This is a genomic window from Gordonia liuliyuniae, assembly GCF_021739025.1.
Taxonomy (GTDB): Bacteria; Actinomycetota; Actinomycetes; order Mycobacteriales; family Mycobacteriaceae; genus Gordonia; species Gordonia liuliyuniae.
Map to the genome: position 1 here is coordinate 245,869 of NZ_JAKKOT010000004.1, position 24,464 is coordinate 270,332.

23 protein-coding genes are annotated in these 24,464 nt (G+C 67.6%); 12 read left to right on the forward strand and 11 right to left on the reverse strand.

Annotated features, from left to right (window positions below; genetic code table 11):
• Positions 1–6: 6 nt before the first annotated feature.
• Both L5G28_RS10395 and L5G28_RS10400 read right to left on the reverse strand, forming a co-directional pair.
• Positions 7–1,980 carry a serine/threonine-protein kinase gene (locus L5G28_RS10395; RefSeq protein WP_237001479.1) on the reverse strand — a complete coding sequence of 658 codons (1,974 nt, stop codon included), beginning with the start codon at positions 1,978–1,980 and terminating at the stop codon, positions 7–9.
• Positions 1,981–1,989: 9 nt separating this feature from the next.
• Positions 1,990–2,721, reverse strand: a complete 732-nt coding sequence (locus L5G28_RS10400) for a phosphatase PAP2 family protein (RefSeq protein WP_237001480.1) — start codon at positions 2,719–2,721, stop codon at positions 1,990–1,992.
• Positions 2,722–2,834: 113 nt separating this feature from the next.
• Here L5G28_RS10400 and L5G28_RS10405 point away from each other — a divergent pair, with 113 nt between their 5' ends.
• From L5G28_RS10405 to L5G28_RS10425, 5 genes are all read left to right on the forward strand, one after another.
• The gene (locus tag L5G28_RS10405) at positions 2,835–3,866 is read left to right on the forward strand and encodes a phosphotriesterase family protein (RefSeq protein ID WP_237001481.1); all 1,032 of its coding nucleotides are present in this window, start codon (positions 2,835–2,837) and stop codon (positions 3,864–3,866) included.
• A 7-nt stretch (positions 3,867–3,873) separates the two neighbouring features.
• Complete coding sequence (locus L5G28_RS10410; RefSeq protein ID WP_237001482.1) at positions 3,874–4,314, forward strand: Fur family transcriptional regulator; 441 nt, start codon at positions 3,874–3,876, stop codon at positions 4,312–4,314.
• Positions 4,315–4,408: 94 nt separating this feature from the next.
• On the forward strand, positions 4,409–6,565 hold the full coding sequence (katG, locus tag L5G28_RS10415) for a catalase/peroxidase HPI (protein ID WP_237001483.1): 2,157 nt from the start codon (positions 4,409–4,411) through the stop codon (positions 6,563–6,565).
• Between the two features lie 177 nt (positions 6,566–6,742).
• Positions 6,743–7,777 carry an LLM class F420-dependent oxidoreductase gene (locus L5G28_RS10420; protein ID WP_237001484.1) on the forward strand — a complete coding sequence of 345 codons (1,035 nt, stop codon included), beginning with the start codon at positions 6,743–6,745 and terminating at the stop codon, positions 7,775–7,777.
• Positions 7,778–7,870: 93 nt separating this feature from the next.
• The gene (locus L5G28_RS10425; RefSeq protein WP_237001485.1) at positions 7,871–8,026 is read left to right on the forward strand and encodes a hypothetical protein; all 156 of its coding nucleotides are present in this window, start codon (positions 7,871–7,873) and stop codon (positions 8,024–8,026) included.
• Positions 8,027–8,090: 64 nt separating this feature from the next.
• Here the strand turns inward: L5G28_RS10425 and L5G28_RS10430 are convergent, their stop codons facing one another.
• Both L5G28_RS10430 and L5G28_RS10435 read right to left on the reverse strand, forming a co-directional pair.
• The gene (locus L5G28_RS10430) at positions 8,091–8,369 is read right to left on the reverse strand and encodes a hypothetical protein (RefSeq protein ID WP_372477209.1); all 279 of its coding nucleotides are present in this window, start codon (positions 8,367–8,369) and stop codon (positions 8,091–8,093) included.
• A 127-nt stretch (positions 8,370–8,496) separates the two neighbouring features.
• Positions 8,497–9,327, reverse strand: a complete 831-nt coding sequence (locus L5G28_RS10435; RefSeq protein WP_237001487.1) for an adenylate/guanylate cyclase domain-containing protein — start codon at positions 9,325–9,327, stop codon at positions 8,497–8,499.
• Between the two features lie 236 nt (positions 9,328–9,563).
• On the opposite strand from L5G28_RS10435, the gene L5G28_RS10440 reads away from it, so the two are divergent.
• From L5G28_RS10440 to L5G28_RS10465, 6 genes are read left to right on the forward strand one after another with little or no spacing between them, the layout of a single operon-like run.
• Positions 9,564–10,625: an ABC transporter substrate-binding protein gene (locus tag L5G28_RS10440; RefSeq protein WP_237001488.1), complete on the forward strand. Its 1,062-nt coding sequence runs from the start codon at positions 9,564–9,566 to the stop codon at positions 10,623–10,625.
• Positions 10,606–11,691, forward strand: coding sequence for a FecCD family ABC transporter permease (locus tag L5G28_RS10445; protein WP_237001489.1), 1,086 nt, complete (start codon positions 10,606–10,608; stop codon positions 11,689–11,691). The genes L5G28_RS10440 and L5G28_RS10445 overlap by 20 nt, the downstream gene beginning before the upstream one ends.
• 10 nt (positions 11,692–11,701) lie before the next feature.
• The gene (locus L5G28_RS10450; protein WP_237001490.1) at positions 11,702–12,475 is read left to right on the forward strand and encodes an ABC transporter ATP-binding protein; all 774 of its coding nucleotides are present in this window, start codon (positions 11,702–11,704) and stop codon (positions 12,473–12,475) included.
• The gene (locus tag L5G28_RS10455) at positions 12,472–13,089 is read left to right on the forward strand and encodes a hypothetical protein (RefSeq protein WP_237001491.1); all 618 of its coding nucleotides are present in this window, start codon (positions 12,472–12,474) and stop codon (positions 13,087–13,089) included. Before L5G28_RS10450 ends, L5G28_RS10455 begins: the two co-directional genes overlap by 4 nt.
• Positions 13,086–13,700: a hypothetical protein gene (locus L5G28_RS10460; protein ID WP_237001492.1), complete on the forward strand. Its 615-nt coding sequence runs from the start codon at positions 13,086–13,088 to the stop codon at positions 13,698–13,700. The genes L5G28_RS10455 and L5G28_RS10460 overlap by 4 nt, the downstream gene beginning before the upstream one ends.
• Positions 13,697–14,200: a hypothetical protein gene (locus L5G28_RS10465; RefSeq protein ID WP_237001493.1), complete on the forward strand. Its 504-nt coding sequence runs from the start codon at positions 13,697–13,699 to the stop codon at positions 14,198–14,200. The genes L5G28_RS10460 and L5G28_RS10465 overlap by 4 nt, the downstream gene beginning before the upstream one ends.
• A gap of 10 nt (positions 14,201–14,210) precedes the next feature.
• Here the strand turns inward: L5G28_RS10465 and L5G28_RS10470 are convergent, their stop codons facing one another.
• Positions 14,211–15,305 carry a DUF475 domain-containing protein gene (locus L5G28_RS10470; protein ID WP_237001494.1) on the reverse strand — a complete coding sequence of 365 codons (1,095 nt, stop codon included), beginning with the start codon at positions 15,303–15,305 and terminating at the stop codon, positions 14,211–14,213.
• The gene (locus L5G28_RS10475; RefSeq protein ID WP_237001495.1) at positions 15,302–15,583 is read right to left on the reverse strand and encodes a hypothetical protein; all 282 of its coding nucleotides are present in this window, start codon (positions 15,581–15,583) and stop codon (positions 15,302–15,304) included. Before L5G28_RS10475 ends, L5G28_RS10470 begins: the two co-directional genes overlap by 4 nt.
• Before the next feature lie 155 nt (positions 15,584–15,738).
• On the opposite strand from L5G28_RS10475, the gene L5G28_RS10480 reads away from it, so the two are divergent.
• The gene (locus tag L5G28_RS10480) at positions 15,739–16,083 is read left to right on the forward strand and encodes an RNA polymerase-binding protein RbpA (RefSeq protein WP_008376263.1); all 345 of its coding nucleotides are present in this window, start codon (positions 15,739–15,741) and stop codon (positions 16,081–16,083) included.
• A gap of 47 nt (positions 16,084–16,130) precedes the next feature.
• Here L5G28_RS10480 and L5G28_RS10485 read toward each other — a convergent pair whose 3' ends face one another.
• The 5 genes from L5G28_RS10485 to cobN form a co-directional block, all read right to left on the reverse strand.
• A complete protein-coding gene (locus L5G28_RS10485; RefSeq protein WP_237001496.1) occupies positions 16,131–16,898 on the reverse strand; it encodes a polyprenol monophosphomannose synthase in 768 nt (255 codons plus the stop codon).
• A complete protein-coding gene (lnt, locus tag L5G28_RS10490) occupies positions 16,895–18,502 on the reverse strand; it encodes an apolipoprotein N-acyltransferase (protein ID WP_237001562.1) in 1,608 nt (535 codons plus the stop codon). Before lnt ends, L5G28_RS10485 begins: the two co-directional genes overlap by 4 nt.
• Before the next feature lie 53 nt (positions 18,503–18,555).
• The gene (locus tag L5G28_RS10495) at positions 18,556–20,175 is read right to left on the reverse strand and encodes an amidohydrolase (protein ID WP_237001497.1); all 1,620 of its coding nucleotides are present in this window, start codon (positions 20,173–20,175) and stop codon (positions 18,556–18,558) included.
• Between the two features lie 12 nt (positions 20,176–20,187).
• On the reverse strand, positions 20,188–20,721 hold the full coding sequence (locus L5G28_RS10500; RefSeq protein WP_237001498.1) for an FxsA family protein: 534 nt from the start codon (positions 20,719–20,721) through the stop codon (positions 20,188–20,190).
• A gap of 82 nt (positions 20,722–20,803) precedes the next feature.
• On the reverse strand, positions 20,804–24,418 hold the full coding sequence (gene cobN / locus L5G28_RS10505) for a cobaltochelatase subunit CobN (RefSeq protein WP_237001499.1): 3,615 nt from the start codon (positions 24,416–24,418) through the stop codon (positions 20,804–20,806).
• Positions 24,419–24,464 lie beyond the last annotated feature (46 nt).

Sequence of the window (24,464 nt, forward strand, 5' to 3'; positions counted from 1 at the left end):
GCCCAGTCAGTCCCTCACGAGGAGCCCGCGCACCGCTTTGTCGACGGCCTGCTTCGTCGAGGCGTCCCCAATGGGGCTGATCCCGATCGCGACGGTCATCGGCCTGCTGTCGACGACGACGACGAGCACATCGTCGCCGGTGACGCCCGACGGCCCGTTGCTGACCGGGATGGTTGCATTCAACAGCGTGTAATCGGTGTCGCGGTTGTCGACCTTCGCGTTGATGACCTGCCCGTACCGGAGGGCGCCGACACTCACCGTGTCGTAGCCGGGGCCGACGGACAGACACTCGATGTACTTGCGCGCGATCTCCTCGGTGTGGGCGTTGAAGTCGGACGGCAGGACGCCGACCGCGATTTGCGCGACCCAGGTGGCCGCGCCCGGCGGCCGATTCAGCGTGACGCCGTCGGCCTGCGCAACGAACGGGAAGTACGTTCCACGGTCGGGGTCCCACCCGATCGGCAGCACAGTCGACGGGATGGAGATCTTGCCCGACGAGAGTTGCCGGGTGGACGTGTTCGACGCCGGCTGCCCGTTGACGCACTGCGTCGGGACGCCGTTGACGACGGCGGGATTCGAGTTGCTCGTCGACGGTGACGTCGTCACCGATGACGGCACGGTGCTGCTGGGTCCGTCGGCCTCGTCGTCGCCGTCGTCTCCGGTCGCGGCCTTCACGACGAACGCCAGACCGGTCGCCAACGCCGCGACGAGAACGATCGCGCCGAGAATCAGGGCGATCTGCTTGCCTCGTCCACCGCCCGGCCCGGAACCGTTCGGCCCGGTCGGACCGTATGGAGGTTGCGGCGGACCACCGTAGGGCGGCTGCGGTCCGAGCGGTCCCGACCCGTATGCGAACTGCTGGGGCGCGAACTGTTGGGGTCCCGGCTGTTGGGTTCCGGGGTACGGAAGCCCGGCGTTTTGAGGTGGCTGGCCAGGCGTCTGCGGCCCCGGAGCCTGCGGACCGGACGGCTGCGGACCGGACTGCTGCTGGGCCCACGGCGACGGTGTGGAAGTCGGTTGGGCGGGAGACGGTTGTGCGGGAGTATGCGGCGGCGCGGGGCTCGGGCGCGGGGGCGCCGGTGGCGTCGGCGGACGGCTCGGGCCAGGATTGATCATCGTCGCCGGAAACCGCGGCGCTCCGTCGGACGCACGCAGCGCCGCTTTCAGGTCGCGCGCGAAGTCGGCACAGGTCGGGTAGCGATTGACGGCTTTCTTGTCCATCCCGCGCGCCAGGACCGCGTCCACCTCCCCGGGCAGTTCGGGGCGGAGTGCTCGTGCGTGTGGGATCGGACTGTTCAAGTGGGCGTTGATGATCTCTGTCGGCTTGCGCTCGGGATAGGGCGCGCGGCCGGTGAGGAGCTTGAACGCGGTGCACGCGAGCGAGTACTGGTCGGCCCGTCCGTTGAGATCGCCGCCCCGCAACTGCTCGGGTGAGGTGTACTGGATCGATCCGACGGTCAGATTGGCTGCGGTCAGCGCCGTGTCGTTCCCGAGCGTCCGCGCGATGCCGAAATCCGTCAGGTAGATCTTGTGGCGGGTCGCCGACGTCCCGTCGATCAGAATGTTCGCAGGTTTGACGTCGCGGTGCAGCAGCCCCTTGCCGTGGGCGTAGTCGAGTGCGTCGGCAACCGAGGTGACGACGTCGACCACGTCCTGCACGGCGAACGGCCCACTCTGTTTCATGAGCACGTTGGCATCGGACCCCGGAATGTACTTCATCGTGATCCAGAGCTGCCCCTGGTCCTCACCTCGGTCGTACACGCTGACGATGCTCGAATGATCGAGTCCGGCGGCGAGATCGGCCTCCCGGATGAAGCGCGCCCGGTAGGTCGGATCGTCGGTGAGTTCGGTCGGCAGAACCTTCAGCGCGTCCTCGCGAGGCAGTCGCGGATGTTTCGCGAGATACACCTCGCCCATACCGCCTGCACCCAGGACTCGCACGATCCGGTAATCGGCGAACTGCTGTCCTGGACTGAACATGGATACAGACTAAGGCATCGTCGACGCGCGTCGACCGTCCGTCATTCGGTCGACGACCCACACCGTTCCGAGGCCTGTCGCGACGCCGAGCAACAGGCCGCCGACCGCGTCGGACGCCCACGTCATGCACAGGTACACGCGTGCCGCGGCCATCGCTACGACGACACACGTCGCGATCGCATACGAGATCCACCGGGCCCGACTGTGCGCCGCCGTGACCAGCAGTACGGTGACCAGAACCATCGCGGTGAGGCCCGCGACGTGCGTCGACGGGAACGCAGGCGTCGTCTCCGGCCCGCCGAGCTGCCACCCGACCGGAGGTCGTGGCCGGTCGGCGATCCACTTCACGATCGCGGACACGGCGACCGCGCCCCAGGGCCCGGCGATCATCGCGATCGGACGACGCGCCGAACGATCGTGGGCGGCTAAAAGCAGTGCGCCGACGGCCGCGAGCACGACGACGGTCAGCGGCCCGACGACCGCCGAGTACCCGCGCGCGAGGTCGGTCAGCCAGTCGAACTGATGCCGGCGGACGAACCGGATGGCGACGCGGTCGTCGTGGAGTGGGCGAGCGACGATCGCTGCGGCGACGGCCACGACGACGAAGGCGCCCGCGGCCGCTGCGGCGCCGACGGCGGACGGACGACGCGTCGGTGGATTCTGGATCAACTCGGCTCTTCCGTACTCCTCTGCGAGGTCGACACCGTGCGTGGTCGACTCATTGCCAACAAACTCTGCCATCGTCTGATCGGACCTGAGAGGTCGGGCGGATTCGCCCGCGTCGACCCGACGTTCGCACTACCGTGGGGATCGTTGCCGGCCCCGTCGAGTGGACCGGTCTTACGAGAGGCCACATGGACCGCATCGACACTGTCGCCGGGCGCATCGGCGCAGATCAGTTGGGAGCCGTGCTCACTCATGAGCACGTGTTCGTCGTCCAAGAGGACTTCCGGCTGAACTATCTGCCCGAGTGGGATGAGGACGCGGAGGTCGACAACGCGGTCGCCACGTTGACGCGGCTCAAGTCCGCGGGCATCGACACGATCATGGACGTCTCGGTGCTCGGCATCGGACGAAACATCGAGCGAGTCGCCCGCGTGGCAGCACAGGTGGACCTGAACATCGTGGCGGCGACCGGCTTCTTCACGTTCAACGATCTGCCGTTCCAGATGCACTACACGGGGCCGGCGCTCGGCTTCGACGTCCCCGAACCGCTCGACGCCCTGTTCATGCGAGACATCACCGAGGGGATCGGACCCACCCAGATCAAAGCGGGTTTCCTGGTGTGCGTGATCGAAGCCGAAGGGCTCACCGTCGGCGTCGAACGGGTCATGCGGTCGGTCGGCCGGGTCGCGGCGCAGTCCGGTCTGCCGATCGTCGTGCACACCAATCCGCACACCCAGTCGGGTCTGGTCGCGCAGCGTGTGCTCGCCGAGGAGGGGGTGGACCTCACTCGCGTGATCCTCGCGCACAGCGGCGACTCGACCGACTTGGACTACCTGATGCGGGTGGCCGACGCGGGTTCGGTGCTTGGCATGGACCGGTTCGGTGTGGATCTGCTGCTCCCCCATGCCGACCGCGTCGACACCGTCCTCGCCCTGATCGATCGCGGATACGGCGATCGAATCGTGTTGTCGCAGGATGCGTTCTGCTACAGCGACTGGTTCGATCAGCACGCGATCGACGTGGTGGCCGATCAGTGGGACTACTTCCAGGTGACCGGCCGGGTGGTTCCTGACCTGCGCAGTCACGGGGTCTCCGATTCGGTGGTCTCGATGATGCTTCGCGATGTTCCGGCCCGTCTCTTGACGCCGAGTGGCAGCGCAGTCGGCGGGGCCCGACCAATTTCCGAAATAACTGGACTGAGTCCAGAAAAGCAGGCATAATCGGGTCATGGTCACCGACACGCACACCGAAGCCCTGCGGGGCGCAGGACTGCGGGTGACCAGACCGAGACTCGCGGTCCTGCACACCGTGGACGCGCACCCGCACGCCGACACGGAGACGATCCTGTCCGGTGTGCGAGACATGCTCGACGGAGTCTCGAAACAAGCGGTCTACGACGTGCTTCGCGCACTGACGGACGTCGGACTCATCCGACGAATCCAGCCCTCCGGTCACGTGTCTCTGTATGAGACACGTGTCACCGACAACCACCACCACATGGTGTGCCGGTACTGCGACAAGGTCGTCGATGTCGACTGCGTCGTAGGAGCGGCTCCATGCCTGGACGCCTCAGACGACCACGGCTTCGTCATTGACGAGGCCGAGATCGTGTACTGGGGCGCCTGTCCCGACTGCGCCGCATCCGGGCGCGGGACCACATCAAAATGAATCCGAACATCAGCCATGACGAGAACACCCGAAACGTTAACGAAGGAACACCGTGTCTGAACAGCAGAGTGCGACCGCAGTAGAAGGATGTCCGATGCACGGCGGCAGGATGCCGCTGCCCGCTGCAGGCGGCGGCAATCGCGACTGGTGGCCCGGCCAACTGAATCTGAGACTCCTCGCGGAGAACCCGGCCGAAGGTGACCCGAACGGGCCCGACTTCGACTACCCCACCGAGTTCGAATCCGTCGACCTCGCAGCGGTGAAAACCGACCTGACGACTCTCCTCACCGACTCCAAGTCGTGGTGGCCCGCCGACTACGGCAACTACGGCCCCCTGTTCATTCGCATGGCGTGGCACGCCGCAGGCACGTATCGGGTGTCGGACGGTCGCGGCGGCGCGGGCCACGGCATGCAGCGTTTCGCCCCGCTCAACAGCTGGCCGGACAACGCCGGTCTCGACCGGGCACGACGCCTGCTGTGGCCGGTCAAGCAGAAGTACGGCGCGAAGCTCTCCTGGGCGGACCTGATCGTGCTCGCGGGCAACGTCGCACTCGAGTCGATGGGCTTCGAGACCTTCGGTTTCGCCGGCGGACGTCCCGACAAGTGGGAGCCGGAGGAGATCTACTGGGGCCCAGAGCGCGGGTGGCTCGACGATGAGCGCTATACCGGCGACCGGGACCTGGAGAACCCGCTCGCCGCGGTCCAGATGGGTCTGATCTACGTCAACCCGGAAGGCCCCAACGGAAATCCGGATCCGCTGCTCGCCGCTCGCGACATCCGCGAGACGTTCGCTCGCATGGCGATGAACGATGAAGAGACCGTCGCGCTGATCGCCGGCGGCCACACGTTCGGCAAGACGCACGGCGCAGGCCCGGCCGACAACGTCGGCGACGCCCCCGAAGGCGCTCCGTTCGAGCAGATGGGTATCGGCTGGAAGAGCACGTACAACTCGGGTGTCGGCGTGGACGCGATCAGTTCCGGCATCGAGGGCGCGTGGAACAGCACTCCGATCACCTGGGACAACAACTTCTTCTGGACTCTGTACGGCTACGAGTGGGAGACGTACACCGGGCCCGCGGGTGCCACGCAGTGGCGGCCGAAGGACAACGCCGGTTCGACGAGCGTCCCGGACGCCGCCGACCCCGACAAGCGCCACCAGCCGATGATGCTCACCACGGACATCGCACTGCGCGAGGATCCGGAGTACGGCAAGATCTCGCGACGGTTCCTGGAGAACCCGCGCGAGTTCGCGGATGCGTTCGCCCGCGCCTGGTTCAAGCTGACGCACCGCGACATGGGCCCGTTGGCCCGCTACCGCGGCCCGGAGGTTCCCGAGGAGAAACTGATCTGGCAGGACGTCGTCGACGCACCCGAGGGCCCGCAGCCGCGCGACGCCGACGTCGCTGAGCTCAAGCGCCGCATTCTGGCGTCGGGTCTGACCGTGTCGCAGTTGGTCTCGACGGCATGGGCGGCGGCTGCGTCGTTCCGTGGCAGCGACTACCGCGGAGGGGCCAACGGCGCCCGCGTGCGCCTCGAGCCACAACGGAGCTGGGAGGTCAACGATCCCCAGGCGCTCGCGCAGGTCCTGCCGGTACTGGAGACCATCGCCGAGGAGTTCAATGCGGCGTCGACCGCGCACGTGTCGATCGCCGACACGATCGTCATCGGCGGCGCCGCCGCGATCGAGCAGGCTGCGGCCGACGCGGGCCACGCGATCACCGTTCCGGTGGCGCTCGGCCGCGGTGACGCGACGCAGGAGCAGACCGACGTCGAATCATTCACCGAGATGGAGCCGCGGTGGGACGGGTTCCGCAACTACGTCGCGGCCGATGTCGACACGCAGCCCGAGTACCTGCTGGTGGACCGCGCCTACCTGTTGCAGCTCACACCGCCGCAGATGACTGCCCTCGTCGGCGGCCTCCGCGTGCTCGGCGCGAACCACGGCGACTCGACACACGGCGTCTTCACCGACCGTCCAGGCGTCCTGTCGAACGACTTCTTCGTGAACGTCCTCGACATGGAGACCGAGTGGACCGAGGAGCCCGACGGCACCTATGTCGGCGCCGACCGCGCGACCGGTGAGAGGAAGTGGACCGGTACGCGTACGGACCTCGTCTTCGGCGCCAATTCGCAGCTGCGTGGCGTCGCCGAGGTCTACGGCGCCGACGATGCGGGACGCAAGTTCGTCGAGGACTTCGTCGCCGCCTGGAACCACGTCGTCAACGCCGATCGGTTCGACCTCCACAACTGATCGGGCCCCGTTTCTGATCGGGCCCCGTTTCTGATCGGGCCCCCTTCTGATCGGGCCCCGTTTCTGATCGGGCGGAGTCGAGACCCCACGACGCGGGTCTCGATTCCGCTCGACCGGCGTGTGGGCTCTCGGGTGTGCCGCCGTCGATGATCTGTGACGACCGATACAGTCGGCATCATGAAACTCGGACTTCAGCTCGGATACTGGGGCGCACAGCCGCCGAACAATCATCGGGAACTCGTCGCGGCCGCCGAGGAGCACGGTTTCGACGCCGTCTTCACCGCGGAGGCGTGGGGGTCGGACGCGTACACCCCGCTCGCATGGTGGGGTTCGGACACGCAGCGGCTCCGACTCGGGACGTCGGTGCTGCAGTTGTCCGCGCGGACACCGACGGCGTGCGCGATGGCGGCTCTGACACTCGATCATCTGTCCGGCGGCCGACACATCGTCGGGTTGGGCGTCTCAGGGCCCCAGGTGGTGGAGGGCTGGTACGGCCAACGGTTTCCGAAGCCGCTGGCGCGCACCCGCGAGTACATCGACATCATGCGCCAGGTCTGGGCGCGTGAGGCTCCGGTCACCAGCGGCGGCCCCCACTACACGCTGCCCGCCACCCAGGACGGCACCACCGGGCTCGGTAAAGCACTCAAGCCGATCGTTCACCCGCTACGCCCCGACATCCCGGTGTTCCTCGGCGCGGAGGGTCCGAAGAACATCGCGCTCGCCGCCGAGATCGCGGACGGCTGGCTGCCGCTGTTCTACACGCCACGGCTGGCTGACCAGTACAACGAGTGGCTCGACGAAGGTTTCGCCCGCCCGGGCGCCCGGAATACACGCGACACGTTCGAGATCTGCGCGACCGCGCAGATCGTCCTCACCGACGACCCTGAAGCCGCGTACGCGGCGATCAAACCGTTTCTCGCGTTGTACATGGGCGGCATGGGCAGCGAGGACACGAACTTTCACGCCGAGGTGTATCGCCGGATGGGCTACTCGGACGTCGTTGACGAGGTGACTGCCCTTTTCCGTTCGGGTCGGAAGGACGAAGCCGCGCAGATCATTCCGAACGAGGCTGTCGACGATTCGGCGATCGTCGGCGACGAGACGCACGTCCGCGAGCAGATCGGTGTCTGGGAGCAGGCCGGCGTGACCACCATGCTCGTCTCCCCCGGTTCCGCCGACGAGATCGCGAGGCTCGCCAACCTCACAAGGTGAACGCGAGGTTAACGACTCCGGAACGGTAGTTGACTGCGGGTGGATTCTGGGTTACCTTAGTGTGGACTGAAGAAGACGGAGGAGGACTCCACCATGCGAAAGAGCACCAGTCCGGCGCTTGCGTCGACACTCCGCGGGTACACCCGCCGTATCAACAAGATGATGAACATGAGCAACTCCGACCGCGCGGCACTCCACCTGTCGAACTCGCCGGTCGCCGTACTCGGCCCCACGCCGCGTCGTCGCTGATACTGACCACACCTTTGAGTGAACGGGCCCCGACCATCACGGTCGGGGCCCGTTCACGTTGGGGTCATTCCGGTCGCGGTACACCGCTCGTGAGATGCCAGTAGCCGCATCGGCATTCGTAGGAGCGCAGGGACGGGCGCGACCGTGACTGCCGAGTCAGCGCGAGAATGGCGCCGGTGACCGCAGCATAATCCGGGTAGGCGATCTTCTCGGGTGTCGGGCAGACGATCGCCGCTGTCGTCACGACGCGCCGTCGCCGCCGAGGGCGGGCGCTGGCCGCCTCGGTACGAGATTCGATACGACGATAGAAATGCTCGAGTTCGTCGTCGTCGAAGAGTGCCACGTCGTCCATTATCCTCGGGGACCGATCGTGCGCCGCTGCACGCCACACATCGACAGCCTCATCGATGCCGGGGACTGCCGACTGGCGCGAACACTATTGCGGGCGAAACACTATTGCGGGCGCAACGCTATTGCGGCGGAACCGGATCGGTGTCGTCGTAGCGCGGCAGCACGCGGAAGACGTGCAGGTCCTTCGGAACGCCTTTCGCGCGGAACCGCCGCTTCTTGACCAGGTATCGGCCGGTGTCGAGGTCCGCGAGCGTCGCCTCGCTGACGTACACCTCGCCCGCGCCCGCAGCGTCGCAGACGCGCGCCGCGATATTGACGTCGACTCCGATGAAGTCATCGCCGACGGCGCGCGGCTCGCCGGTGTGCAGTCCGGCGCGTAAGGCGGGCCGATGACCGCCGACCGTGATCGCGGCGACCGCCTCCCCGCACTCGTAGGCCGCCTCGACCGCTTGAGTGGCGTCGATGAACACCGCCATCGTGCCGTCGCCGAGAGTCTTGACCACATGGCCGCCGTGACTGCGGATCACCTGGGCGCATGCATCGTTCACTTGCTTGAGCAGGTCGAGGACCTGGTCGTCACCCGCGCGGAGCGCCCACGAGGAGAAGCTCACGAGGTCGGTGAACAGGATCGTCACCGGTACGGGGACGTTGCTTGCCGACGGTCGTCGTCGTTCGATCATGTTCTGCCACAACGACACCGAGGCCAGACCGAGCTCTCGAGTCGCACTCTGTCGACCAGGCTTCGTGTCGCCGATCAGGCGAGCCAGCCGGTCCGAGGTCCGCTCGTGGCTCGGGAACACCGTGTTCTCCTGCGGCGCCAGCTTGCGCGCCAGACGCGCCGCTCGCACCGCAGCCTTCGACGAATCGGTGCGCGAGAGAAAGTCTCCGGCCCGATGCAGGGGTGACGACTGGTCGTCGTCGGACGGCTCATCCGAGCGCGGTTCGGTCACGAATCAGAGTCTACGACGGGTCATCGGATCGGTTCGCTTCCATCATGCCGCCTGATCGTGGCCGCCACCCGATCGTGCGACCCAGTCCGTGCGAATGATTGACCCAACGCTAACCTAAGTTAGCTTAGGATTACTTGAAAGAAGGCCCTCCCATGCCCACTTCCACGATGTCCCGACGACGTCGACCACATTCCGACAGCGGCAGGCGATGGATGGCGACCGCCATGATCGCGGCCATGGCACTGACTGCGGGATGCTCCAGCCGCGACGCTGTGACCACCGACGATTCGGCCGGTCCATCGGCCCTCACGATCGTCGATCAACGTGGCCAGACGATCACGCTCGACGGTCCCGCCGACAAGGTGGCGTTCACCGTGATGCCTGCGCCCGCGATCTTCGCCGCCGTCGACCGAAGCTATGACCGCATCGTCGGCATCAACGAGTCGACGCTGACCGCGAACCGAGGAGGCATGTTCGCGACGATGTTCCCCGCGTCGGCAGAGTCGCCCGTCGTCGCCGGAAACGACTTCGTGCCCAACGTCGAGACCCTGCTGCAACTAGACCCCGACGTGGTGGTGCAGTGGGGCGACCGCGGCACCGGGGTCACCGAACCGATCGACTCCGCGGGGATGCCGGTTGTCGGTCTCGAGTACGGGACCCAGGAAGACCTCGAGAACTGGATCACCCTGTTCGCACAGATCGCAGGCAAACCCGAACGCGGCACCGAACTCGTCGACTGGCAACACGCCGAGATCGCGAAGATGCGCGACCGCGTCGCGAAGCAGAGCGGCGAGCGCCCGCGAGCGATGATCCTGTCGAAGACCGGTGATACGTATAGCACGACGACTGCCGACGGCTACGACGGTTTCCAGTTCGACCTGGTCGGCGCCGACCTGGTGACCGACGGCTTCGTCTCCGATTCTGGCCAGGTCAACGCCGAACAGATCCTCGCGTGGAACCCCGAGGTGATCATGCTCAGCGGTTTCGACACGAGCACGCCCGCCGATATCTACGCCGACTCGCGACTCGCGGGCACCAGTGCCGTGAAGAACAAGCGCGTCTACAAGACACCCCTCGGCGGCTACCGCTGGCAGGTGCCGAGTGCTGAGTCACCGTTGATGTGGCAGTGGATGAACCAGATCCTCTACCCCACCGAACGCAACGGTGAACTGCGCACACAGATGCGCGACGCGTTCGACGATCTGTTCGCCTACGACATCTCCGAGGACGAGATCGACCAGGTGCTCCGACTCGACATGAACGGCGATGCGGCAGATTATGACCAGTTCCGCCGCTGACCTCGCACCGGCGCCGGCGCCCGAAGCCCCCGTACGTCGCCGGTTGTCCGAAGCCAACGTCCTGCTGATTCTCACGTTCACCGCTGTCCTCATCGTGGTAGCGATCGGCTCGCTCGCCATCGGCCGCTACTTCGTCCCGGTCAACGAGATCGTCAGAATCCTCCTAGGACAGGTGCTCCCGATCGAACAGACGTGGTACCCGCAGGAGTATTCGACCGTCATTGACGTCCGACTCCCCCGCGTTCTCCTGTCGATCCTGATCGGCGGAGGCCTCGCACTCACCGGTGCCGTGATGCAAGGTGTGTTCCGGAATCCGCTCGCCAGCGCGCAGATGCTCGGCGTCTCGTCGGGTGCGTCGTTCGGCGGCGTGCTCATCCTGCTCACCGGGGCCGGCGGTGCCGCGTTGGTCGGCGGAGCCTTCTTCGGCGGCATCGCCGCCCTTCTGCTGGTGCTCGCCATCGCCCGAGCTGTGCCGGGTGCGCCGCTGCTGATGATCATCCTCGGCGGCACCGTCGTCGGCGCGATGTTCCAGGCGCTCGTCTCCTTCATCACGTACATCGCTGACCCGTACAGCGAGATGCCGTCGATCGTGTTCTGGCTCATGGGATCACTGGGGTCGGCCACCTACACCAAGTTGATGATCGCAGCGGTCCCGATCATCATCGCCGGCACGGTGATGCTCGCGCTGCGGTGGCGACTCAACATCCTGTCGATGGGCGACGAGGACGCCACCGCGATGGGGCTGCGGCCGGGCGTGCTCCGGGCAGTCCTCCTCGTCGGCGTCGCGCTCATCACCGCCGGATCGGTCGCCGTCGCAGGCGTCGTCGGGTGGGTCGGGCTCGTCGTCCCACACCTGGTCCGCATGATGGTCGGCACCGACAACCGCCGGGTCCTGCCGATCAGCGTGTTGCTCGGCGCCACCTACCTGACGGTGATCGACACGATCGCCCGCTCGGCCACGAGCACGGAGATCCCGATCGGCATCCTGACCGCACTCGTCGGTGCCCCGTTCTTCGTCCTGCTCCTGATTCGGAACCGGTCCAGACTGTGGGGCTCCCATGTCTAAGGGGGTTCCCATGTCTAAGGGAATGCCATTGCTTGAAGCGCACTCGATCTCGTTCCGGTACGCCGCCGGCCGCCCCTGGATCTTCCAGGACGTCTCGGTGGCCGCACACGCGGGGGAAGTACTCGCCGTACTCGGGCCGAACGCGCGTGGAAAGACGACGATGCTCAAATGTCTGTCGGGTCTGCTGCGGCCGGTGTCCGGATCGGTTGCCACGACCGGGAGCGTCGGATACGTTCCGCAGAGCCATTCGGTGGTGTTCTCGTTCAGCGTGCTCGACATCGTCCTGATGGGTCGTGCCCGCAAGGTGCGGCTCTACAGCGCGCCGACGGCGGCCGACCGCCGAGCCGCCGAAGAGGCACTGGTGCGCGTGGGCGCCGAGCACCTCGCCGAACGCGACTACACGGGGCTCAGCGGCGGCGAGCGGCAGCTGGTCCTCATCGCACGGGCACTGGTGTCCGAATGCGACACCATCGTCCTCGACGAGCCTGCTTCCGCGCTCGACCTGCGGAACCAGGCAGGCGTTCTGACGGTGCTCCGCGCACTCGCGGACGAAGGCATGTCGGTGATCATGACGACGCACCATCCCGACCACGCCCTGCACATCGCCGAGCGGTCCATGCTCATGGTGTCCGGCGCCGACCAACGCGTCGGCCCCACCCGTGAACTGCTCACCGACGAACTGCTCAGCGAGATGTACGGCGTCCCGATCGTCACCGCCGACGTCACGACCCCGAGCGCGATCCGACGATTGACCGTGCCCGACTTCGGGCGAGGAGTGGCATGAGTGTTCTGAAGGCGATGATGGCGCCGCGCCAGGGCGAACTCGTCGACGGCTTCCACGAGGTGGACGTGTACGACCTTCTCGGGGCGTGCACACCGGAGACGACCGGCGTCTACCTGACCGGCGACGTCGACCAGGAGTTCCTCGCCGCACACCGCGACGACTTGACTGCGTACGTGCGCGACGGCGGTCGGATGCTCGTCAACGGCCACGTGCAGCGGATCTTCCTCGACGGACTGAGCCGCTGGCGCAGACTCGACTTCCGGTCGCCGGCCGACCTCGCCCTCAACAGAGTGTGCGACCACCCGGTGTTCTCGGGTGTCGATCCGAAGGCGTTGCTGTACAACAGCGGCCGCACCGGCCCGGTCCCGTTCGACGAGCTGGAACAGATCGGCGTGGCCGGGTTCTATGGACGCGGCTGTTATCTCGACTTGCCAGACGAGGCGCGAGTGGTCCACACGATCGGCCGCACCGCGGCCCCGATCGACTACGAGTACCCGATCGGCGCGGGCCGGGTGCTCGTGCACGGCGGAAACGATCTACTGCAGTTCGCGGGCGAACACCGCGGCACCGCCGCCCTGCGAACACAGATCATCGAATGGTTGGAGGGCCGATGACGCGAATCGCATTCCTGCATGGGGGCAGTCACAGCCACCTCGCGACGCTCGCCGATCCGGCTCTCGCGCCGTACCGCCTTGCACCGATGCATGTGCGGACCGATCGCCCCGACGCGGTGCGGGACGCGGACGTGCTCGTGGTGGCCGATCGCCTGCGACCGGATCTGCTGACCGCCTGGGCGAGCGAGATCTCCGCAGCGCTCGCACGCGGCGCGACGGTCGTCGCGTTCGGCGAGAACCATGTCGGCGACTGGCTTCCCGGTGTCCGCGAACAGCCCCGACCGACCGTCTTCTGGTGGTGGCGGACCGGCGAGGATCATCGTCTCCGCACCCAGCACCCGGAGCATGCCGCGTGGCAGTTCTTCTCCGAGAAGTCCGTGATCTGGCACTACCACGGGGTTCTCGAGCCGCCGGCGGGCGCGGTCAGCCTCGTCGACCTGCACACCGAGGACGGTGAACGGGACGGATCCATTCTCTACGTCGACGAGAACACCACCGCAGGTCGGCTGCTGGTGACCACGATGGATCCCGTCTACCACCACGGCTCCGGGTTCATGCCCGGTGCCACCCAGATGCTGTATTCCGCCCTGCACTGGGCGACGAGAGGATGAGAGATCAGATGTTGACCGTGTACGAGGATGGAACGCCGATCGAGCTGGCCGTCGACGACGTGATGAAGTACCACGGGCCCACCTTCCCCGGCGGTGTCGCGCACGGATTCTGCGCACTGCAGCACGCTGTCGCGCTGTTCGGCGACGTCGAGCGTCGGCGCGTGCAGGTGAGGACCGCGTTCCCGGGACCGGGCGGCCGGGACGCCATCGAAATGGTGTTGCGGGCGGTCACCGGCGACCGGTTCGTGGTGGACCCGGACCTGGCGAAGCCCGAACGCGGCACCACGCTGGCCCGGTACGTGTGGGAGTTCTCCTACGACGGGCGCACCGTCCTGCTGCAGTTGCGCGACGACGGCCTCGTCACCGACGAGTTCATCGCGCTCGGCGCCAAAGTGGACCGCTCTGCCGACGAGGACGCGCATCTGCGGGTCCTCAAACGTGAGATGACCGACCGGCTGCTCGCCCGCCCCGTCGGTGAAGTGTACGAACAGATCGGCTAGTGCGACCCCGTCAGTCGGCGACCGGACTCGCCGACTGACGGGCCGCGTCGCGGCGATTGGCCCAGATGCTCGACAGGGTCGCCGCACCGATGAACGCGACGCCGATCAGGCCGGTCACGATCTCGGGCACCTCGATGTTCTCGTCGACGCTCACCAGCATGATCACGGCGAGCGCGCCGATCGCCCAGTGTGCGCCGTGTTCGAGGTACCGGTATTCGGACAGCGTTCCGGCGCGGACCATGTAGACGGTGATCGAGCGGACGAACATGGCTCCGATGAAGCCGAGTCCGAGCGCGATCAGGATCGGGTCCGAGGTGATCGCGAAGGCGCCGATGACTCCGTCGAACGAGAACGATGCGTCCAGGACCTCCAGGTACAGGAACAGGAACAGGCCAGCCTTGCCGACGGCCTTGGCCGCTTCGCTCGGCCCGGCGGAATCGTCGGGTTCATCCTGTTCGATGAGGCCGGTCAGACCGTTGACCACCAGATACGTGAACAGGCCGAGGATGCCTGCGGTCAACACCGACACGGTGGCGTCGTCGGCGGCGAACTGGGCTGCGGTGACGAGAGCCGCCAGCGCGACGACGGTCGACGCGCCCGGAAGCCGCCCGAGGCGACCGAGCGGCCCCTCGATCGGGCTGAGCCAGGTGATGCCGGAGTCGTCGAAGACGAAGTCCAGGAACAGCATGATCAAGAACATGCCGCCGAATGCCGCGATCTGGGGATGGGCGTCGGTCAGCAGCGTCTCGTAGCTCGCCGATCCGTCCGCGAACGTGGCGGCACCGTCGGCCGGCGGATTCAGCGCGAGATCCATGGCGTCGACCGGGTTGAGGCCGGCGGTGGCCCACACGATGACGAGCGGAAAGAGCAGACGCATGCCGACGACGGCGATGAGGATGCCGACGGTGAGGAAGATCTTCTGCCACATCGGGCTCATGCGTTCGAGGATGGTCGCGTTGATGACGGCGTTGTCGAACGACAGGGAGATCTCGAGGATGCCGAGAATCGCGCACAGCGCGACTCCCGACCAGCCCGCGTACAGGAATGCGACGACGAGCGCGAGGATCGTGACGACGAACGACGCGCCGAATACTCGCGCGATCAACGCAGACGCTCCGATTCTTCGGCGAGGCGCACCAGTTCGTCGGCCATCTCCTGCAACGTCGCCGGATCGGCCATCTCACCGATCGCGGTCCGGACGTCTTGCGCCGCGCACCGCAGTGCGAACAGTCGGTCGCCGAGCGATTCGGCCTCGTCGGCGGACAGGATCAGAGCGTCGCCGGGAATAGCGGTACCCGCTACGAGCGTTCGCTGTTCGTAGGCCCGCTGGCGGCAGGACCGCTTGCAATACTTCCGTCGGCGGCCTGACACGGAGTCGACCATCTGTCGCCCACACCACGCGCATGCGTAGGGGCGCTTGTGTTGGGACGTCGATGACACTCCGTGGACGTTACTCGCTTGATACGACGCGTCTGCGCGCCCACGCGCGGTGACGCGTAGACTGTTAGGGATCGACTGTCTGTTGAGAGGAACCATGAATGGCTGATCGAGTACTGCGCGGTAGCCGACTCGGAGCGGTGAGCTACGAGACCGATCGCGACCACGACCTCGCACCGCGGCGGATCGTCCAGTACCGCACCGACAATGGCGAGATCTTCGACATCCCGTTCGCCGACGACGCGGAGATCCCGTCGAAGTGGCCGTGCAAGAACGGTATGGAAGGCACCATTCTCGAAGGCGCCGAGCCCGAGGAGAAGAAGGGCAAGCCCCCGCGCACCCACTGGGACATGCTGCTGGAGCGTCGCTCGGAAGAGGAGCTCGAAGTGCTTCTGGCCGAACGACTGGACCTGCTCAAGCAGCGCCGTCGCGGCGGAACCGCGTAAGAGAACACATTCCGAAGGCCCCGGCTCGCGCCGGGGCCTTCGGTGTGTCAGCGGCGGTGTGTGCCGAGGCGTCCCTGAATCCCCCAGCGCGCCACGCTGATGAACGATTCGGCGATCACGCCGCCGTCCATCTTCGATTCGCCGATGGCTCGCTCGGTGAACGTGATCGGGACCTCGCGCACAGTGAACCCATGCTGCAGGGTGCGCCAGGCGAGATCGATCTGGAAGCAGTACCCCGCCGACTCGACCTCGTCGAGTCCGATCTTCTCAAGCACTTCGCGACGGAACGCGCGGTAGCCCGCGGTGATGTCGTTGATCTTGGCGCCGAGAGCCAGACGCGCATACGTGTTGGCGCCCTTCGACAGGAGCTCGCGTCGCTTCGGCCAGTTGACGAGCGCGCCGCCGGGGACGTAGCGCGAACCGATGACGAGGTCGGCGCCGTCGTTGATTCCGGCCAGCAGACGATGCAGTTGCTCGGGTGCATGCGAACCGTCGGCGTCCATCTCGACGATCACTCGGTAGTCGCGGCCGAGTCCCCATGCGAATCCGGCGAGGTACGCCTTGCCGAGACCGTCTTTGGCGGTGCGGTGCAAGACGTGGATACGGCCCGCAGAGTCCTCGCGTGCGAGCTGGTCGGCGACCTCGCCGGTGCCGTCGGGGCTTGAGTCGTCGACGACGAGGAGGTGGATGTCGGTGAGTGCGGAGAACAGTCGCTCGACGATAAGCGGCAGGTTCTCGCGCTCGTTGAACGTCGGCACGACGACGAGGGCCCGGCCACCGTGCTCAGTGACCACGTTCTGATCGGTACCGCTCATCGTGCTCCTTCGTCTGTGCGTGCGGCAGTGTCGTGCCGACCGCTGTCCTCGTCCACCGGTCGATTCGTTCCCCCGCTGATCGAGCGGAGCCGTGATCCACCGGCGAACATTTCGAGGCTAGTCGTTGTGCACAGCGCGTACAAAAATCCCGCGAGCAACGCGAGCAGCGCCACACGCTCGGGCCAGGCGCCTAACCAGACGGCCGGGGTGGTCCCGTCCCGCAGGTCCAGTGGGCTCTGCAGGATCGCCGGCTCGAACAGCCCGCTCTCGGTGATGATCGATCCGTCCGGGCGGATCAGCGCACTCAGACCGCTGGTCGACACCACGGCGACCGACCGTCCGGTCTCGACGGCACGCACCCGGGACATCGCCAACTGCTGGCTGCTCATGTCGGTGAGGCCGAACGTCGCGTTATTGGTCGGCACGTACAGGAACTGTGCGCCGTCGTTCACCGCCTGCCGCGGCGAGCGGTCGAAGGCGACCTCCCAACAGGTGGACACCCCGACCCGCACCTGCCCGTTCGGGGTGTCGGCGGTGAGGATCGCGGGGCCGGTACCGGCTTGGAAATTGCCTGCGCGGTCGGCGTACGAGGAGAAGTGGCGGAAGAAGTCGCGCCACGGCAGGTATTCGCCGAACGGCTGGATGATGTGCTTGTCGTACCGGTCGGACGGCATCTGGTCGGCGACCCCGTCGGTCAGCCCCCACAGCAGGACGCTGTTGGTCGGCCCATCAGCGTTCGGCATGAGGGTGCCGACTGTGATCGGGACGCCGGCCATGGTGACCGCGGTACGGATCTCGGCTGCCGCGTCCTCGTTCTGCAGAGGCGGGATGTCGGAGGCGTTCTCCGGCCACAGGACGAGGTCGGGTCGGCGACGTTCACCGCGTTGCACCTGTCGGGCCAGTTCCATCGTCTCGTTCACGTGGTTGTCGAGGACTGCGCGCCGCTGCGCGTTGAAGTCGAGGCCCAAACGCGGCACGTTGCCCTGAACGGCCGCCACCTCCAGCGTGGACGTCGAGTGCGTTCCGGGCGCACCGGTGCCCAGCAGGACGCCGCCGGCGATCAACGGAACGATCAGCGCCGCGGCCGCCGCGGTCGCCCGCCGCCACGACCAGGAGCCCGTGCGCGCCGCCGCTGCCGCGAGGACGAGCGATGCCGCGCCCGCGCCGACGAGCGCGACGAGGAACGACAGGCCTGGTACTCCGACGACGGAGGCAGTGGGCAGCAACAGGCCCGATGTCTGGCTGAACGCCGCCCTCCCCCACGGGAATCCGCCGAACGGAAAGGACGAGCGAACGGCTTCGACGCCCGTCCACGCGATGGCGAACCAGAGCGGAGCCCACCGTAGGCGCATGGTGACCGTGGCGACGGCGCCGAACGCGGCCAGATAGAGCGCCATGATCACCGCAAGCGCGAGCCACGGCAGCGGACCGACGTACTCACCTATCCACGGGAGCAGCGGGACGAAGAACACCAGGCCGTACACGAGGCCGGTGAGCGCGCCGACTCGGATGCGGGGGCGCCCCACTCGCAGCACCGCGTAGAGGATGCCGAGTGATACCGGCGCAAGGAACCAGAGGTCGCGCGGCGGGAACGCCGCGAACATCAGTCCACCGCCGGCCGCAGCGCCGATCAGACGCCACGCCCAGGCGGGCAGACTCACGCAGTCGGCCGTTCGTACACGGTCTGGCCACCGATCACGGTGCGGACGCACTCGGGTAGACGCGCGCCGGGTGCGACGTCGGGCAACGCGGGGACCCGGGACCGCGGATCCGTCGACCAGCGCTGGACACCCTGGTGGGAGGCTGCGACGACCAATTCGTCGGCGTCCCACACCGCGTAGTGGGCCGGCGCACCGGGCACGAGCGTTCCGGTCAGGCCGTCGTTGACTCCGCCTGCCCGCCATCCGCCGCGTGTGCACGCGGCGAACGCCGCTCGTGGCGAGATGGCGTTGGTCGGGGTGTGGTGGTGGACGGCGGCGCGGATGGTCGCCCACGGGTCGATGTCGCAGACCGGGGCGTCGCTCGAGAACGCCAGTGCGACGCCTGCCCGGGCCAGTCCGGCGAAGTCGTTGAGAGCCGCGGCGCGTTCGCCGAGACGGTGTATATAGAGGGCGTCGTCGCCGCCCCATTCGTCGTCGAACAGCGGCTGCATCGATGCGATGACTCCGCACCGGGCGAACAGTTCGGCCTGGTCGGCGGTCACCATCTCGGCGTGTTCCAGACGGTGGGCGCACCGGGCGAGCGCAGCCGTGCCGAGTTCGTCGGCGACTGCGGTCATCGCCGCGGCGACGGCGGCGACGGCCCCGTCGCCGATCATGTGGAAGCCCGCCTGCACGCCGGCGAGGGTCGTCGCGCGCAGGTGCGCCGCGATGGTCTCCTCATCGAGGTAGCTGACGCCGTACTCACCGGGGGCGTCGGAGTACTCGTCGCGCAGCCACGCGGTGCGCGAGCCGATCGCTCCGTCGACGAACAGATCACCGCCGATCGCGTCGGCACCCATCGCCGACATCACGGCTCTGGCCTCTTCGAGGGTGCTGACCGGTTGCCCCCAATAGCGCCGGACCTGCACCGGATGGTCGAGGTCGGCGATCGACCGGAAGTCGTCGACGCCGCTGATGTCGGGGCCGCCGTTCTCGTGGACGACGACCACCCCGCGTGACGCGGCGTGGTCGAGCGCGGTCAGTTGGGCTCGGCGCCGCGCCTCCGGGGTGATGAGGGCACGTGCGGCGGCGCGGACGCGGTGGTGGGCGTCGGCCACGAGCGGGGTCTGCGGGTCGAACCCGGTGGCAGCCTCGATGCCGTGGACGAGCTCGCGCAGTGCGCTGGACGCGGCGGCCGAATGCTCGTCGACGCGCGCCAGGTAGACGGGGCGGTCCCCGGCCACCGCGTCGAGGTCGGCCGTCGTCGGCGGCAGCCCTTCGGCGTCCGAACCGTCCCAGGTCGACGAGTCCCACCCGAGCCCCCAGACGATCGCGTCGTCAGAGGTCTCCAGATGCGCGGCGAGCCGCTGCAGACAGTCGGAGCGGCTGGTGGCCCCGCTCAGGTCCAGTCCGGTGAGCCGCAGGCCGGTGTCGGTCAGATGGACGTGCGAGTCGACGAACGCGGGCGCCACGAAATGCCCGCCCAGGTCGACGATCTCCGCGTCCGGGTGCAGAGCGCGTCCCACGTCATCGGTTCCGACCCACACGACGATTCCGTCGGTGATCGCGAGGGCGGTGGCATCGGGGGCCGCGGGCGAGGAATAGACCGTCCCGCCGAGGAGCAGTTGAGTCGTCACACGACGATTGTGTCAGGGACGGGCGGTGGGCGGCTCGGGGAGGCCGGGCAAGTCGATGTAGACCGAGCCGTCGGGACGTCGCGCGGTGACGTCGACGACGTCCGACGTCTCGTCGACGACGCTGCCCTCGACGGTCCCGTCCACGTACCGGCCGCCCGGCGCGCGCCCACCGGGCACACCTGCGACCAAGATCGACGCGCGGCGCATCATGCCCGCTTCGACGGCCGGCCGGAGGATCTTCCGCGCGGGCGGGGTCATCAGGAGCAGTCCGACGACGGTGGACACGACTCCGGGCAGGACGGTGAACAGTGCGGCGCCCGCGAACAGGACGCTGTCGCCCGCCGGTCGGGCGTCGGTCGGTTCGCGGCGTGCGGCCCGACGCAGGTCCGCGGTGAGTGTCCGCGCACGTCGGCCGAGGACTGCGAACCCGACGGCCGCCGCGCCGACGGTGATCAACAGCGCCCACCCGAAGTTGAGGAAGTGGGTGAGCGCCCAGAACGCCGCGATCTCCACGACGAGGTAGGCCACGATTGCGAGCCTGATCATTGCTTCGTCACTCTCCGATACACGAGGTGGTGTTCACTGGTGCAACGCCCGGCCTGCCCGAAGAGTTCCCGACTGGGACGAGTCAGTCCTCGGAGCGTCCTTCGATGTCACCTTCGGCTTCCAGGTACACCTGCCGCAACCGGTCGAGGAGTTCCGCGGGCGGCTCATGCCACATGCCGCGCTCGACCGCTTCGAGGAGCCGCTCGGAGATGCCGTGCAACGCCCACGGGTTGGCCTGCTCGAGGAAGTCGCGGTTCGTCTCGTCGAGGACGTACTGCTCGGTCAACTGCTCATACATCCAGTCGGCGACGACGTCGGTCGTCGCGTCGTAGCCGAACAGGTAGTCGACGGTCGCCGCCATCTCGAAGGCGCCCTTGTATCCGTGACGGCGCATCGCCGAGAGCCACCGTGGATTCACCACGCGCGCCCGGAACACTCGCGACGTCTCCTCGTGCAGGGTGCGGGTGCGCACCGAGTCAGGCCGAGTCGAGTCACCGATGTAGGCCTCCGGATTCTCGCCGGTCAGCGCGCGCACGGTGGCGACCATGCCGCCGTGGAACTGGAAGTAGTCGTCCGAGTCGGCGATGTCGTGTTCGCGGGTGTCGGTGTTCTTCGCGGCGACGGCGATCCGCCGGTAGGCGGCGCGCATGTCGTCGACGGCGGCCACCCCGTCGAGGTCGCGGCCGTAGGCGTAGCCGCCCCACTCGGTGTAGACGGCGGCGAGGTCCTCGTCGGTCCGCCACTGTTTGGAGTCGATCAACTGCAACAGGCCCGCACCGTAGGTGCCGGGCCGGGACCCGAAGACGCGGGTCGTGGCGCGGCGGGCGTCACCGTGGTCGGCGACGGCCGCCCGGGCGTGCGCGGCCACATAGTTCCGGTCGTCGGGTTCGTCGGCGTCCGCGGCGAGCCGGACGGCGTCGTCGAGCATCGTGACCACGTGTGAGAACGCGTCGCGGAAGAACCCGGAGATCCGGATCGTCACGTCGATGCGCGGACGGCCGAGCTCGGCCAGTGGCACCAGTTCGAGCCCGGTGATGCGGCGCGACATCTCGTCCCAGACCGGTGCGACGCCGAGCAGCGCGAGGATCTCGCCGACATCGTCGCCGGAGGTGCGCATCGCGCTGGTCCCCCACACCGACAGGCCGACCGACGCGGGGAACTCGCCGTGATCGTCGACATATCGCTCGACGAGCGAATCGGCCATCGCGCGACCGGTCTCGAACGCGAGTTGCGACGGGACGGCCTTCGGGTCGACCGAGTAGAAGTTGCGGCCGGTGGGCAGCACGTTGATCAGCCCGCGCAGCGGTGATCCGCTCGGACCCGCTTCGATGAACCCTCCGTCGAGCGCGTGGAGCACCTGGTCGATCTCGCGGGAGGTCTGGCGCAGTCGGGGAATCACCTCGTGGGCGGCGAACGCCAGGATCTTCCCGACCTGGTCCGGCTGCCCGTGGGATGCCGCGGCGACGGCGTCGTCCGACCAATCGCCTGCGGCGCACGCGGACACCAGGCCGCGGGCCGTCGCCTCGACCCGGTCGACGTCCCCGCGTGCCGACTCGTTCTCGGCGAGGCCGAGCGCTTCACGCAGACCGGGAAGCGTCTGAGATCCGCCCCAGATCTGCCGCGCCCGGAGCATCGCCAGCACCAGGTCGACCTCGGTCTCGGCGTCCGGCGCCTGTCCGAGGACGTGCAGGCCGTCGCGGATCGCCGCGTCCTTGATCTCGCACAGCCAGCCGTCGACGTGCAGCAGCATGTCGTCGAACACGTCTTCGTCGGGACGCTGGTCCAATCCGAGGTCGCTGTCCATCTTCGCGGCGGTCAGCAACGTCCAGATCTGCTGCCGGATGGCAGGCAGCTTCGACGGGTCGAGAGCCGAGATGTTCGCATGCTCGTCCAGGAGTTGTTCGAGACGTTCGATGTCCCCGTACGATTCGGCGCGCGCCATCGGCGGGATCAAGTGGTCGACGAGTACCGCGTGCGCACGGCGTTTCGCCTGGGTGCCCTCGCCCGGATCGTTGACGAGGAACGGGTAGATCAGCGGCAGATCGCCGACAGCGGCATCGGTTCCGCAGTCGGCTGACATGCCGAGCGTCTTTCCCGGCAGCCATTCGAGATTGCCGTGCTTGCCGATGTGCACGATCGCGTCAGCGCCGAATCCCCAACCGTCGTCGTCGTTGCGGGACGCGAGCCAGCAGTAACTCGCCAGATAGTGGTGGCTCGGCGGCAGGTCGGGGTCGTGGTAGATCGCGACCGGGTTCTCCCCGAATCCGCGCGGCGGCTGCACCAGCAGGACCACGTTCCCGAACGTCATCGCCGCGATGACGATGTCGCCGTCGGCGTTGTGGGTGCGGTCGACGAACAGTTCCCCCGGCGGCGGCCCCCAGTGCCCGGTCACCGACTCCCGCAACCCGTCGGACAGCGTCTGGAACCACGCCGTGTAGTCGGCCGCCGACACCCGGATCGGGTTGGCGGCGAGCGCCTCCTCGGTGAGCCAGTCCTGGTCCTGTCCGCCCGCGTCGATGAGCGCGTGCATCAACGCGTCGGGATCGTCGTCGTCGGGAGTCGTACCGAGTCCGGGAACGTCGCCGGTCACCTGATACCCGGTATCGGCCAGGGCTCGGAGGAGGTGGACGAGGCTGCGGGGCGTGTCCAGGCCGACGGCGTTGCCGATCCGCGCGTGCTTGGTCGGGTACGCCGACAGCAGCAAGGCGACCCGCCGTTCGGCCGCGGGCAGGTGACGGAGACGCGCGTGACGGACGGCAATGCCCGCCACCCGCGCGCATCGTTCGGCGTCGGGCGCGTAGAACGGTAGGCCGTTCTCGTCGAACTCCTTGAACGAGAACGGGACTGTGATTATCCGGCCGTCGAACTCCGGTACGGCGACCTGGCTCGCGACGTCGAGCGGCGAAACACCGTCGTCCTGCGACGCCCAGTCCTCCCGCGACGACGTGAGACAGAGCCCCTGCAGGATCGGGATGTCGAGCGCGGCGAGACGCTCGACATTCCATGCCTCGTCGTCCCCGCCCGCACCTGCCGTGGCAGGCTGGGTGCCGCCCGCCGCGAGCACGGTCACGATCAACGCGTCGAACGTTCCGAGGTGGTCGATCAGGTCGTCGTCAGCCGCCCGCAGCGACGCACAGAACACGGCCTCCGCCTCGGCGCCTGCGCTTTCGATCGCGGTGCAGAGCACGTCGACGTATTCGGTGTTCCCGGCGAGGTGCTGGGCGCGGTAGTACAGGACGCCAATGCGTTCGGGCCGCGCGGTGGGCGCGGTCGTCCGCTCGAGCACACCCCAGGCTGGTGTCTGCACCGGTGCCGCGAACCCGAGACCGGTGAGCAGGACCGTGTCGGACAGGAAATCGTGAACGGCGGCGAGGTTCGCGTGGCCGCCTGCGACGAAGTAGCTGTGGGCCTGTGCGGCGACCCCGGTCGGCACCGTCGACAGCGCCATGAGGTCGGGGTCGGGATTGAGTTCACCGGAGAGCACCACGACCGGGATCGGCTGCGCGAGAACAGCGTCGAGGCCGTCCTCCCACGCGCGGCGCCCGCCGAGGATTCGGACGACGACGAGATCGGCTCCGTCGACCAGTGACGCGATCTCGTCGAGCAGAATGCGGCTCGGGTTGGCGACTCGGTAGTCGGCTCCACAGGTCGCGGCGGTGCGCAGGTCGGTGTCGGATGTGGACAGCAGCGTGATCACTGATCGCTCCTAGCCGGGTTGGCGCGCCCGGCGTCGTTGGGACCGA

Excerpts from the sequence above, each read along its gene's own strand:
- L5G28_RS10395 (WP_237001479.1), bottom strand. The coding sequence starts at position 1,980 with ATGTTCAGTCCAGGACAGCAGTTCGCCGATTACCGGATCGTGCGAGTC.
- L5G28_RS10400 (WP_237001480.1), bottom strand. The coding sequence starts at position 2,721 with ATGGCAGAGTTTGTTGGCAATGAGTCGACCACGCACGGTGTCGACCTC.
- L5G28_RS10405 (WP_237001481.1), top strand. The coding sequence starts at position 2,835 with ATGGACCGCATCGACACTGTCGCCGGGCGCATCGGCGCAGATCAGTTG.
- L5G28_RS10410 (WP_237001482.1), top strand. The coding sequence starts at position 3,874 with ATGGTCACCGACACGCACACCGAAGCCCTGCGGGGCGCAGGACTGCGG.
- katG (WP_237001483.1), top strand. The coding sequence starts at position 4,409 with ATGCACGGCGGCAGGATGCCGCTGCCCGCTGCAGGCGGCGGCAATCGC.
- L5G28_RS10420 (WP_237001484.1), top strand. The coding sequence starts at position 6,743 with ATGAAACTCGGACTTCAGCTCGGATACTGGGGCGCACAGCCGCCGAAC.
- L5G28_RS10425 (WP_237001485.1), top strand. The coding sequence starts at position 7,871 with ATGCGAAAGAGCACCAGTCCGGCGCTTGCGTCGACACTCCGCGGGTAC.
- L5G28_RS10440 (WP_237001488.1), top strand. The coding sequence starts at position 9,564 with ATGGCACTGACTGCGGGATGCTCCAGCCGCGACGCTGTGACCACCGAC.
- L5G28_RS10445 (WP_237001489.1), top strand. The coding sequence starts at position 10,606 with ATGACCAGTTCCGCCGCTGACCTCGCACCGGCGCCGGCGCCCGAAGCC.
- L5G28_RS10450 (WP_237001490.1), top strand. The coding sequence starts at position 11,702 with ATGTCTAAGGGAATGCCATTGCTTGAAGCGCACTCGATCTCGTTCCGG.
- L5G28_RS10455 (WP_237001491.1), top strand. The coding sequence starts at position 12,472 with ATGAGTGTTCTGAAGGCGATGATGGCGCCGCGCCAGGGCGAACTCGTC.
- L5G28_RS10460 (WP_237001492.1), top strand. The coding sequence starts at position 13,086 with ATGACGCGAATCGCATTCCTGCATGGGGGCAGTCACAGCCACCTCGCG.
- L5G28_RS10465 (WP_237001493.1), top strand. The coding sequence starts at position 13,697 with ATGAGAGATCAGATGTTGACCGTGTACGAGGATGGAACGCCGATCGAG.
- L5G28_RS10475 (WP_237001495.1), bottom strand. The coding sequence starts at position 15,583 with ATGGTCGACTCCGTGTCAGGCCGCCGACGGAAGTATTGCAAGCGGTCC.
- L5G28_RS10480 (WP_008376263.1), top strand. The coding sequence starts at position 15,739 with ATGGCTGATCGAGTACTGCGCGGTAGCCGACTCGGAGCGGTGAGCTAC.
- L5G28_RS10485 (WP_237001496.1), bottom strand. The coding sequence starts at position 16,898 with ATGAGCGGTACCGATCAGAACGTGGTCACTGAGCACGGTGGCCGGGCC.
- lnt (WP_237001562.1), bottom strand. The coding sequence starts at position 18,502 with ATGTTCGCGGCGTTCCCGCCGCGCGACCTCTGGTTCCTTGCGCCGGTA.
- L5G28_RS10500 (WP_237001498.1), bottom strand. The coding sequence starts at position 20,721 with ATGATCAGGCTCGCAATCGTGGCCTACCTCGTCGTGGAGATCGCGGCG.